Source organism: Hippea maritima DSM 10411, from assembly GCF_000194135.1.
In the GTDB taxonomy this organism is placed as follows: Bacteria; Campylobacterota_A; Desulfurellia; order Desulfurellales; family Hippeaceae; genus Hippea; species Hippea maritima.
The window spans coordinates 391,818-403,993 of record NC_015318.1; the positions used below are offsets into that span (position 1 = coordinate 391,818).

Below are 12,176 nucleotides of genomic sequence, written 5' to 3' on the forward strand. Positions count from 1 at the left end.
TAAATGAAAAAGTATGATGTTATTGTTATTGGCATGGGTCCTGCAGGTATGGCTGTAGCAAATATTGCACACGCTGCAGGTATGAGTGTGTTAACGGTGGAGAAAAACAAGGTGGGCGGTGAATGCTTGAATTGTGGCTGCATACCGAGTAAAGCCATTTTAAAAACAGCGCAGATTAAAAATGATATTGAAAATCTTGAAAAGTTCGGTCTTGAGTTATCTGGGAATGCAAAAATAACAAGTGCATTAGAATTAATAAGGCGTAAAATAGATACTATAGGAAAAGCGAAAGCTACAAAAATGTTTGAGAATGTAGATAGTATAGTAAGTCAAGGCGAGGCTACATTTGTGGATGAACATACAATTAGGGTTAAAGACAATTTGTATAAGGGTAAGTTTATATTTATAGCAGTTGGCTCTGAGCCTTCAATACCCAATATTAATGGTTTAAGTGAAATAGACTATTTGACGAATAAAAATCTGTTTAAACTCGAAAATATACCAGAGAGCCTGGTTATTATCGGTGGAGGTGCAATAGCTTGTGAGATGGGACAAGCTTTTAGGAGATTAGGCGCGAAAGTTTCCTTAATAAATATGGACGATCATATCATACCTTCAATTGACAAAGATGTGGCTTCTGTTTTAGATGAAAAACTAAGGAATGAAGGTATAGATATCTTTAACGGCACAACAGTGGATGAATTTCAAAAAACGTTGAATAAAATAGAAGTAAGTTTTTCGAACAAAAAGTTAGTTTGTGATAGGGTTTTAATAGCAGCAGGAAGAAAGCCGGCAATAGATAAACTAGGATTGGATAGAATTGGCATAAAATATACAAAATATGGCATTGATGTTGATGAATTTAATAGAACTAATATTAAACATATATATGCTATTGGCGATTGTAACGGCAAGAGTTTGTTTTCCCATGCAGCCATGCATCAGGGCATGCTCTCAGCTATGCACATGATAAAATCAACTTCCCCATGTTCATTGAAAAGAAGCGGATATGTTGTTCCGTTTTCCATATTTACAGATCCTGAGATTGCCCATGTTGGGTTAACTGAAAAAGAAGCAAAAGAAAAGAACATAGAATTTAGAGTGATAAAGGAATACTACAGAGACTACGGCAGAGTCTTGATAGATGGCAAAGATGATGGCTTTATAAAAATCATTGCAACGCCTAAAGGAACAATTTTAGGAGTTAGCATTGTTGGGGATGCAGCAAGTGAATTAATTACAGAGTGGGCAATGGCTTTGCAGTTTAATATAACTTTGGATGAAGTTGCTATGACGCAGCATCCATTTCCTGCGGTTTCCCTATTGAACATGAGGGCTGCGCAAAAGTTTATGATGGGAAAGTTTTTAGAACAAATGAAGAAAAGAAGGGTTGGAAAGTCAGAAATAGCTTAAAGATGACCGACTTTTGAATATTTGTCTGGGTGGATGTGCCATCATAAGGCACACCCACCAAGACTGTCTTTGTCTTCTTAATCTCATGAATTGAGCAGTAGAACTTCATCTATTCCCACCATAGTACTACACAGGCAAATACTGCACCGTGTTCTTCAACTACATGGTCGACTGCTATGCTTTCAATTCTGTCTATCTCAAAACCTCTGTATTTCATACCCCACTCGGCCATTTTTCTTACCTGCTTTTCGGCTTCCTCTTTTGTTATGTCGTAATCCTCAAACTCCATAATCAGGCCATTCTTTGTGGGATCTTTCGGTATGGCTATTGCCACTGCTGCTGCTATTCTTTGTCCTTTTTTACTGGATGTTAGCGCTGCATAGGCAACAGGCACTAAATCCCCCGGTGGTAGTTCTATGTATTCCTTTTTCTTACAGGATGGGGGAAGAATGGAACTCATCTTTACTAAGTTTGTATTTCCAACGCCGCTTTCTAATAAGGCTACATCAAATGCATTCAAGGGGCTGAAGCCTTCAGCTTCTGCTGCTTTAATTGCATAAATGTTGGGAGCCCTATTGAACATGTATGGTTTCCTCCTAAAATTAAAAAATCAAACAAAAGCAGCGCTATTGTTTTCTCTTTTTTGTTGTTCTATTAAAAACGGCTTGAAACTCAAGTTCTCTATATCTAAAACCCCTCTTAATACCTCTTTTTCCTCTGTTTTTGAGGGTTTTAGAACGGTTTTTAAATACTCGTGGGCTTTCCATGGATTGGATGAATCACCACAGGTAAAAAAGTCAACTGCTGCAAAGCCGTATTCAGGCCATGTATGGATAGCTAAGTGGGATTCTGCGACGATTACAACGCCGCTAACTCCGAAGGGTTCGAAGGTTCTAAATGAGGAAGAAATAACGGTGGCATTAGCTGCTTTAGCAGCCTCAATGAGGTGATTCTCTAAAGCCTTTGGGTCGTTTAAAAGTTCCTTTTCACATCCAAAGTACTCAGCCAAAACGTGTCTTCCGAGTGCCTTCACTCATGTGCCCTCCTTTTTTCTTTTAAAAGTTTTCTCATGCCTTTTCAGGCATGGCAACAGTTGGATTTTATACCATTGTTTTGGGGATTATGCAAGTTTAAAGGGGATCTTAAAACTTGCTTTTCTTGATAAGAGAGTGGTTTTATATTAGATTAGAAACACACTTAATATTAAAGGAGTAGAATTAATGTTAGGCAGATGGAAATTCAAAAGGGACAATGTTTGATATACTTATTACGTTTTTTATTTATTCTATCATTTGATAGAGATGAAAAAATAGAAGAGATTTTTGAAGAAGAAAACATCATATAAATTGATTATGAAGAATTTAAAGAAGATTTAAGAAGAGAGGGTATTTTTGAGGAATTAAAAAACTATGCCCTGAAAAACTACCCCCGGCATCAGCAGAGCTGAGAAGTTTAAAAAAATTAAAAGAAGAAAAAGCTTTAAAAATCCATATGCATTGTTCTTGCAACGTTATCAACTCGGTACAAGTAGAAGCGACTCAGATATTTTGAATTATGAATTGGATGGTTGGTCGTTGGTAATTGGCGATTTGGATTAGTTGTAGGATTGAAGTAATCTAAAATTCATAATCCAAAACCTGCTAAAGCTACAATAAACTCCCCACCAAAAGGGCTTATAAATTCCCCACCCTTTTGGTAGCATGCCCTAATCTTTTTAAAAGATGGAGGGTAAATAAAATTGTTGGGGGTTTGTATGTATTACTCGGTAAAAGCACTACTGAGTATTGGGAAAAATGTCTCACAGATTGCAAGAGAGCTAAAGATTGACAGGAAAACAGTCAGAAAGATTAAGAAAAAGGTAGAAAGTGGGGAGATTGAAACACCCACCATCAAAAGGAAAAGTATCCTTGATCCATACAAGGATGAAATCATTGAGTATTTAAAAAGTGGTCTCTCCGCTGTTTTAATCCACCAGAAGTTAAAAGAAAAGCATAGTCTAAATGTAAGCTATAGCTCTGTGAAACGCTACATCAGGAAGCTAAAGCCAGGTGAGCCCTTCATCCCCTTAATAAGCCCACCTGGCCAAGAAGCCCAAGTAGATTTCGGCTATGCCGGTTATTTCTATAATAGCAGAAGAAAAAAGAAAGTAAAGTACTGGATATTCTCAATGGTTTTGTCCTATTCGAGGTACAGATACTATGAGCTTGTGGATAACCAAAGTATACCGACATTCATAAACTGCCATATCAATGCATTTGAATATTTCTCTGGTGCACCAAAGGCTATAAAGATAGACAACCTAAAAAGCGGTGTATTGCATGTTAACTTCTATGAGCCTGAAATTCAGCATGAATATGCAAGGATGCTTGAGTATTACAACTCCTCTGCTGTTGCCTGTAGGGTGAGAAAACCAAATGAGAAGGGCAAGGTAGAATCCAGCATAAAATACATAAAGAACAACTTTCTAAAAAGCATAAGAGCGGAAGGAATAGAAGACATAGACACAGTCAAAGAGAAGCTTTTATTCTGGCAGGACAACATCTGTAATGCAAAGCTACACGGCACAACAAGAAAAATACCGAAGGATGAGTTTCTCAATGTAGAAAAGGAAAAACTCAACAGATTGCCAGATAGAAGATATGGAGACATCCCCTAATTTTTGTGTCTCTCTCATCATACCAAATCCCTCCTCACTCTTCAACTCCCTTCCCAAACTTAGCAACAAACATCTGATTCAGTTCATATCTTTTAGCCTTAATCAGAGGATTAACATTCCAGGTTTTGTGTAATTTATCTGTTGCAATGAAAAGGGCAACATTTAGGATATCCATGGACTGGAAGAACCCTCCTTTCTTTAGCCTTTGTTTTTCAAAGGATGAATGTACAGATTCAACAGTGTTTGTTGAATTGATGTACTTTCTTATTACCTCAGGGTACTTTAAGAAGGCAAGGAGTTCTTCTTTTCTTGAGTCTAAATATTTGGTGTAGGTCTTGTATTGGTCTTTGAATCTGTCAATTATCTCTGTTTTGAAAATCTCTATCCCTTTTTCAAAGGTATCACAGGAGTATTTAATCTCCTTGAGCTTTTTGTTCACATATGAGGCATCCTCCTTTTTCATATGCTTGTATACGTTTCTTGATGCATGAACTGTGCATTTCTGAATATCCGAGTAAGGAAAGAAGGCTCTTATTGCCTCTGAGATTCCGTTGAAATCATCACAGATGAACATTAAGACCCTTTTCATTCCCCTGTTGATTAAATCCTGGAATACTTCCATCCAGGTGGATCTGTTCTCACTACCAAAGAATGAGTAATATCCAAGGAGTGTTTTTTGAGCATTTGTGTCTATCCCTACAACAGTGTAAACGACAGCTCTCTTTACCCTTTTATCCTTTTCATCCTTTACCATACAGTGATAGGCGTCTATGTATAGAAAATAGTAGTTTTCCTGAAGTTCTTTGGATTTAAATTCAAGCATCTGTGTCTTTATGTATTCAAATATCTCATCGTATGCTTTTTCACTAAAATCCAGTCCTCTCAATTTCATCTTGTGCACGATTTCCTGTTTTGAGTCTCCATTGATTAGGAAGGAGAAGATTAAATCCTCAAAGCTTTCATCATACCTTTGATATTTGGGAGGGAGAAGATGAGAGCGGAAGTTTCCGCTCCTTGTTCTTGGGACATCCAAATTCAGTTTACCAAGGCCTGTGTTTAGGCTCCTTTTGTAGGTTCCATTGCCTTTGTCTTCTGGGTTCTCAAGTAAGTACTCGTATCTTTCCTTACCCATTATCTCAATAAGTAGTCCTTCCATTAGGGTGGCCAGTTTATTCTTTCCGTATTCATCCAACTCCTTTACTACATCCATATCCATGTTTGAGATTATCTCCTTAAGCATCTTTCTGTTCATCTCTTAAAGCTCCTCCATACTTAGCCTAATTTCAGAGTTCATTAGAACAGTTCATTAAACCCCACTCCATTTTAGTAGGTTTGTGGGGGAGACACAAAAATATTTTAAGTCCCAAGATATGAGACCTACGATATTGCAAAAAGAACTGTAAACACCTACTCCCACATCTATTACAGGTACAACTACTACTCTGTGCCTGAAAAATACATATCAGAAAAGCTCAATATTAGGTCAAATGGAAATATAATGGAGATCTATGATTCATCGTTCAACTTAATAGCCACACATGAGCTTTCTCAATCAAAGGGTGAGTTCATAACAAAGGAAAGCCATAAACCCAAGATGAAGAAAAATCCCACAGATTCAGAATACACCACCATGACGCTTGATATAGGTGAAAGCGCCTACCTGTTCTATAAAAGGCTAAGAAAAGAGAAACCTGCCTCATATCACAGGGTAATGAGAGGTGTAATGTCTCTTTCAAAGGGATACCCCAAAGAGACAATGGAGCTTGCATTCAAAAGGGCAATTGATTTCAACTGCATAAGCTATTCCTCTTTAAAAAGCATACTGAAGAATGAGCTCTACAACATTCCCTACGACAAACCAGACTCACCCATAGCCTTAGGTTTTTATAACCCACTAAGAGCTTACGATGAAATGACAGATATAAAAGCAGATATGAAAACAGACATTATGAGTGGTGAGTGAAATGAAAGGGGTGGAAAATGTAAAAGATATGAAAAACATAGAAAGAAGACTAAAGGAGTTTAAACTCTCTGGCATTGCAAAGACACTTGAGGCAAGGAACAGGTATGCCATTGATAATAATCTGACATACATAGACTTCTTAAAACTCCTATTAGAGGATGAATACATAAACAGGCAGAGCAACTCATTTAGAAAAAGACTTACAAAATCAAAGCTTGACACAACAAAGACTTTAGATAGCTATGATTTCACATACCAACCAAAGCTAAACAAGAAAGAACTCTTAGACATTGCATCCTGCAGGTTCATAGAGGAGAAGAAAAACATCATATTCATGGGCAATCCTGGAGTTGGTAAAACCCACCTTGCAAATGCGATAGGATTAGAGGCCCTAAAACAGGGATATAAGGTCTTGTTCATCCATACCAACGATTTAATCCTAAAGCTCATATCTGCAAGGGGAGATGGAACCTACACCTCAATACTGAACCAGATTCTATCATCTGACCTTCTGATAATAGATGAAGTAGGCTTTAAAAAGATCCCATCCAACTATGTGGATGAGTTCTTTGAAGTGATAAGGAGAAGATATGAAAAGGGTTCAATTATAATCACCACTAATAGACCATTTGAGGAGTGGGCTAATATATTTTCAGATGCCGTTTTGGCCTCTGCCATAGTTGATAGACTTGTCCATCACTGCCATATATTCAAGATAACAGGTGAGAGCTATAGAATTAAACACCTAAAGGAGGCAAAAGATAATCAAAACAGTTTAAATTAACAATCCAAGGGGTGGGGAATTTAAATGACCCAAAGGTGGGGAAATTTGGTTGACTTTAACATTATAGCATCAGAGAGACCAGATAGTCCGTCTATAGCAAATATGAGGACATCCTCTACACCCCTGTTTTTTATCTCATTCAATACAGAAAGCCAGAATTTGGCAGATTCTGTGTCTTGTATCCATATGCCAAGACAGTCTTTCTTACCCTCTAAATCAACTCCAATAATGGCATATACAGCTGTGTTTCTTACCATTCCATCCTTTTTTACTTTAAAGAAGAGAGCGTCAAGAAAGATGATTGAATAAATTTTAGATAATGGCCTATTTTGCCACTCTCTTGCTTTTTCTAAAACCTTATCTGTTATTCTACTTATTGACTCCTTTAAAAAATCAAGTCCGTATATGGATTCCATATGCTTCTGTATATCGGTTGTCGTCATACCCTTTGCATACATGGATATGATTGTCTCTTCAATACCGGATATGTCTTTTTGTCTCTTTGGCACTATCTTTGGTTAATAGAGTGCGTTTCTGTCCCTTGGGACAGTTAAATCTATCTCACCAAAGGTTGATTTTGCCTTCTTTTCGGTGTATCCGTTTCTTGCATTACCATTTTTCTCTTCCTTTTCTTCACCTTTCCTGTTTTTCCTCTCGTATCTTTCATACCCTAAAAGCTCTGTTAGCTCTCCCTCATAGATCGTTTCTATTGCATCCTTTATCATTCTTCTGAAGATGGCGTTTAAATCTTCTTGATTTGACAGCTTTCCCTGTTTCATGAGCTTTCTTATCTCTTCCCTGTTCACAAGCATAAATAAATCCTCCTTTTTCTGACAGAAGCAAGGCTTCTGTCCTTATTTTTATCCAATACCGGATAGATAATCAAACTATCTGGTATTAACTGTCAGTTAGGAGGATTTACACAGTTTGTGAGACAGAGCCGTTTTTACTCTACCTATGAGGCATTGAAACAATTACTTTGTCAAATACGTTCTTGAGTGGGAAACAGTGGAAATAACAACTAAAATCCACACCCTTTCGGAAAGTATTTTTCACATAGTGCTGGAAAGCAGTTTTCCCATACCTATGGAAAACAGAATTCACACCCCTTTGGAAAATAGAATCCCCATACATTCAGATGGTTCCAACCTCCTTTCTATTTGATAGTCTGTAAGATTCACCATCAAGTGTAAAAATATGGGCATGGTGTAGTAATCTATCAAGCATAGCTGTTGTCATAATCTCATCACCCATCATCTTGGCCCATACGGCAAAAGACTTATTTGATGTGATAACAATTGACTGTTTCTCATACATTTCACTGACAAGATTGAAAAACAGGTTTGCCTCTTTTCTCTCTATGGGGGTATAGCCTATCTCATCAATGATTAAGAGGTCGCTTTTTAGTATTTTGTTCAACCTGAATCCTGATGTTCTCTGTAAATCTGCTGTTTTTAGAATCTTCATCAGGTTTGATATTCTCTCAAAGCAGACAGAATACCCCTTCCCAATAGCCTCAAAACCAAGAGCTATTGCAAGGTGGGTCTTTCCAAGGCCTGGAGGACCAAAGAACAGTATATTTTCCTTCTTATCAATCCAGGCAAAATCAAGCAGTTGCGATATTTTGCTTTTTGCAATACCTTTAACCCTACCGAATTCAAATCCCTCAATACTCTTCTTTATAGGGAAGTGTGCTGCTGAAATACTCCGTCTATACTTTCTTTGAGCTTTGTCCTCTAACTTTATACTTAGATTGCATTATTTTCTGCTTGTATTTTTTATACTACCACTTTTCTTTTATTATTTCGTTCCTTTTCTTCTTATACTCGTCTGAACTGATAAGCCCGTCTTTTTTAAGGGCCTCAAGATCTCGCAGTTTGGATGCAAAATTCGATTCGCCGTTAACCTGCAAACCATTAACTTCTGCAACCTCTATTTTGCCGTTTTTTATTTTTCTCAAAGTATTTATAGCATTCACAACAAGGGCTATACATGCTATTTCCCATATAAACACAAAAATTGACATATAAGGGCGTACTTCCCTATCCACAATAAATAACAGCACAATTCCTAATATCATAAAAATAGGCAGCATAATTAACTGGGCTGTGAATATTGTTTTTACCGGTTTTGCCGATATTTTAATTTTTTTTGACACCTGCTACATCCTTTTTAAAAACAACTTTTTACTGATATTTGTTATAATCCAATATAAATACGTACAAAAAGCAAATTAAACTACTGTTATTTTTTCCATAAATTTTTACAAAGCATTTTAATATTGTCTGCAGTATGTATAAGACATACAATTAAAATTAGAGTTTGTGTAGCATTTGCAATCACAGTTATTAAGATAAGGTGCTCCTATAGGGCAGCATACATACGGATTTCTATCGGTTCCTCCGCAGGTATATGTCATGCAAGTCAAAGCACCTGGGCATGGATTGTTGTAAGCTACAGATAACACAGAGATCGGCTTTTTATAGCTATTTGCTATATCATAAAATATGCCAATATCAGTTTTTGCAGCATTGAGAGACATATCAGTACTATTAGAATAATTTAACATATAGCAGTTTTTTGTATATGAAATAGAGGGTATAACTAACATAAATGCTGCTAATACTATTATTATTAACAACTTCATTTTAAACCTCCTAATTTGTTAACGGCGATGAGACTGTATTTAGATGTAATTTTTTATTAAATCGCCGGGTTTTTAATAGTTTCGGAGTATAATGTTTTCCCTCACCGCTTAAATAGCTTAGAATTGAATCACTTGGCATATTGAAAACTACGCCTGAATTTTGTTTTACATTCTCCAAATTAGAAGCATTTAAAGTATTGCTTCCGAAATCATTTGCCTGCTGGGCTTGCTCATATGCACTGTCAGTAAAACTTTCCTTGAGAAGTAAAGACAGGTGGAACCGATAATGCGATCAACATTACTGCAGCTGCATAAAATAATACGGTCTTTTTAAATAAATTTAGTTACCTCCTTTCACTAATAATTTAGAAATGCACGCTTTGGAGCATTCCTCTTTTGTTTTAAAAGGAACACTGCCCCCACAACCTCCCCAGATAAACGGTTTGCATATATTTTCTTGTTTGTTGTAATAGTATCTCCAAAATAGAGCTTCGCACGGGCCTCTATCGTAATATAAAAAACAGCGTTTATTTTTACGTTTATCCAGTATGCCTCCCCATTCAACCGCAGTAAAGCCAACTCTTTTAGGAGTTACGATTTTCTGCTCAGAAAGTATTATCTTTTTAGACAGCGGCTTGAAGTAAAATATAAATCTTAAAAAAGTATCCGGTTTTGGTTTAATTTCAATATTCATGTGCTTGTTTAGAAAATCACCACTCAATAGTTTTATTTCATAGTATTTTGCTTTTGGCAGTTCCTTGAGCCAATACTCTTCAAATTGTAATTTTTCTTTTTTGTTTAATCCAATTTTGAATAAGTATGTATCAAACCATTTTTTTAGATTTTGGTATTCTACGACCCATCCGCTTTTGGGTAGTGTTAAAGAGTTTAACTGAGCTTCGTACATAAGATAGTCATACCCACCTGAAATATTGCCGCTCGGATACGCTGTAATTTTCCAGATGTGTGAATATGGAGGCACAGTTTTTGTAATCTTCCCATCAATATTAAGCAGGATGTTTATATTTAATTTCGTTTTTGGATAGAGGTAGATGGCCGGTTTTTTTACAGGCGGTTTGTTGCCTACTGCATCTTCCCACGGAAAGCTATGATATACGGAAGAATCATTGTTAGAGGTATATCCAATGGCTTTTTTGTATTTATTCGTTATATCAACAAAAATATCATTCTTAAATTTATAACTACCCCCGTAACTTAGCATTTGAATGAAGATACTTTTATTTTTGAAAAAATTCTTGGCGTCCGGCAAAATACGGTTAAATTCATCTATAGTGATACTATCTGATGTAGTTGCTCTTAAATATTTTACACCCAGGCATCCTTCATAAAGAGATTCAAGCGGGTTGCAGACTGTTCTTGGTGATATAAGAATCAGATCAATTATACCGGATCCACCAAATGTATTTGACGTTATTAAAGGATAGTATAATTTCTTGCTGTGAAATCTATACTCTATAGGCTGAACAAAGCGCTGTTTTTTGTTTACCTTTACCAAATCAAAGGCAAAATAGTTTATTCCTTTATTTAGATAGCTGTTTACTACCATTTCAACTTCTGGATAGCTATTTTTTACAGGCAATCCTTTGCTTTTAAAGAAATCATTAATCCACTCTCTGAGATGTTCTGTACTATTAATTTTAATTACCGTTAAATCGTGTGCCCCTATTTTTTTGTTTAGTTTAATTTCAACACTCTTAGTTGTTGGTGTGACGCCTTTATATTGAATTATAAATTGCAAATTGTGTTTCTTTACAACTTTTATTATATTTTTGAAACTATCTTTGGGCGCAAGTTGTACTCTGGGTTTAGAAGGAAAAGGTATAAATCTTAGAATATGACTGCTGCTGCCAGACTGCAAATCTGTTCCTAGGATCAAAACCTCTTCATTGAGATTGTAAAAAATAATTGCTTTTTGGCTGTTTTCTTGAACCTTTGCGCCATATGCCACTATTCTTCCCATGTCCGCATAAGCAGGTATATTCACTATTAAAAGGAACAAAATAGATAGCAGTGTAATTTTTTTAAGTATGTGTTCAGTCATGGCCTATTCCCAGTTAACACATTCACGGCTGACGCACACCTTTTTAGTGCAATACTTCGGGACATCCTCGCATATTATACCTGCGTCTGATTTCCAGCATTTCCTTGTGCTTCCGCACTGAAACTGTTCGTTAACCCAATGTGTGCATCTATAGCTCACACATTTTGGTGTATGGTGATATGTATCTGTTGATGTTGAGGGCGGATTGGCAGGAGCTGGCGTGGGCGTAGGAAGATCGGAGTCTGAGACAGAGCCACTTTGGCCGTTTGTATACCAAGATCCGCCAGCATGACTAATTGAGGTAAACGTAAATAATAATAGGGAACTCATAAAAAATACAAGCATTAGTTTTTTCATAACTTAACTCCTTCTAAAAAAGTTTTGCTGCGGACATTTCCCGTTACTGCAGCCCCTATTAAGGGTGACCGCAGCAACGAGAAAAAGGAATTCAGGGATTTCCGTAATAGATTCAGCAGCTTTTTCCTCCACAAACACCACTTCCTCGTTCATTGTTATTGTAGCATGCTGTTCCGTCTTTTTTATTACTGCTTTTCTGTAGTTGTATTCTGTTTACAGAGTAGTTACCTGCAATAATTACCGGTGATTTTGATATGAAATTTTCAGAGTGCGCTGTCTTGGCATGTGAAATGT

Annotated in this window: 9 protein-coding genes and 3 pseudogenes; 4 read left to right on the plus strand and 8 right to left on the minus strand. The window is 36.6% G+C overall.

Going from position 1 to position 12,176, the window contains the following annotated elements; all coding sequences use genetic code 11:
* The first annotated feature begins 3 nt into the window (after nt 1-3).
* The gene (locus HIPMA_RS01995) at nt 4-1,413 is read left to right on the plus strand and encodes a dihydrolipoyl dehydrogenase family protein (RefSeq protein WP_013681409.1); all 1,410 of its coding nucleotides are present in this window, start codon (nt 4-6) and stop codon (nt 1,411-1,413) included.
* Between the two features lie 109 nt (nt 1,414-1,522).
* Here the strand turns inward: HIPMA_RS01995 and HIPMA_RS02000 are convergent, their stop codons facing one another.
* Together HIPMA_RS02000 and speD are read right to left on the minus strand one after the other, a co-directional pair.
* Nucleotides 1,523-1,996: a pyruvoyl-dependent arginine decarboxylase gene (locus HIPMA_RS02000; protein WP_013681390.1), complete on the minus strand. Its 474-nt coding sequence runs from the start codon at nt 1,994-1,996 to the stop codon at nt 1,523-1,525.
* 27 nt (nt 1,997-2,023) lie between these two features.
* Nucleotides 2,024-2,446, minus strand: coding sequence for an adenosylmethionine decarboxylase (gene speD, locus HIPMA_RS02005; RefSeq protein ID WP_013681391.1), 423 nt, complete (start codon nt 2,444-2,446; stop codon nt 2,024-2,026).
* Between the two features lie 720 nt (nt 2,447-3,166).
* On the opposite strand from speD, the gene istA reads away from it, so the two are divergent.
* Complete coding sequence (gene istA / locus HIPMA_RS02010; protein WP_013681410.1) at nt 3,167-4,069, plus strand: IS21 family transposase; 903 nt, start codon at nt 3,167-3,169, stop codon at nt 4,067-4,069.
* A gap of 34 nt (nt 4,070-4,103) precedes the next feature.
* On the opposite strand, the gene HIPMA_RS02015 is transcribed toward istA, so the two are convergent.
* Complete coding sequence (locus tag HIPMA_RS02015) at nt 4,104-5,321, minus strand: IS256 family transposase (RefSeq protein WP_013681092.1); 1,218 nt, start codon at nt 5,319-5,321, stop codon at nt 4,104-4,106.
* Between the two features lie 126 nt (nt 5,322-5,447).
* Here HIPMA_RS02015 and HIPMA_RS02020 point away from each other — a divergent pair.
* Together HIPMA_RS02020 and istB (HIPMA_RS02025) are read left to right on the plus strand one after the other, a co-directional pair.
* Nucleotides 5,448-6,032 (plus strand): annotated as a pseudogene (locus HIPMA_RS02020) (Mu transposase domain-containing protein); the annotation flags it as partial.
* A gap of 1 nt (nt 6,033) precedes the next feature.
* Nucleotides 6,034-6,816 (plus strand): IS21-like element helper ATPase IstB, encoded by a 783-nt coding sequence (gene istB / locus HIPMA_RS02025; protein ID WP_013681411.1) that lies wholly within the window; start codon nt 6,034-6,036, stop codon nt 6,814-6,816.
* A gap of 20 nt (nt 6,817-6,836) precedes the next feature.
* Here istB (HIPMA_RS02025) and HIPMA_RS09685 read toward each other — a convergent pair.
* The 5 genes and pseudogenes from HIPMA_RS09685 to HIPMA_RS09470 form a co-directional block, all read right to left on the minus strand.
* A pseudogene (locus tag HIPMA_RS09685) lies at nt 6,837-7,628 on the minus strand (IS256 family transposase).
* A 322-nt stretch (nt 7,629-7,950) separates the two neighbouring features.
* Nucleotides 7,951-8,547: pseudogene (istB, locus tag HIPMA_RS09370) on the minus strand (IS21-like element helper ATPase IstB); the annotation flags it as partial.
* A gap of 52 nt (nt 8,548-8,599) precedes the next feature.
* Nucleotides 8,600-8,974, minus strand: a complete 375-nt coding sequence (locus HIPMA_RS02045; RefSeq protein WP_013681412.1) for a hypothetical protein — start codon at nt 8,972-8,974, stop codon at nt 8,600-8,602.
* A 117-nt stretch (nt 8,975-9,091) separates the two neighbouring features.
* On the minus strand, nt 9,092-9,463 hold the full coding sequence (locus HIPMA_RS02050; RefSeq protein WP_013681413.1) for a hypothetical protein: 372 nt from the start codon (nt 9,461-9,463) through the stop codon (nt 9,092-9,094).
* Between the two features lie 340 nt (nt 9,464-9,803).
* On the minus strand, nt 9,804-11,525 hold the full coding sequence (locus HIPMA_RS09470) for a BPTI/Kunitz domain-containing protein (protein WP_013681414.1): 1,722 nt from the start codon (nt 11,523-11,525) through the stop codon (nt 9,804-9,806).
* Nucleotides 11,526-12,176 lie beyond the last annotated feature (651 nt).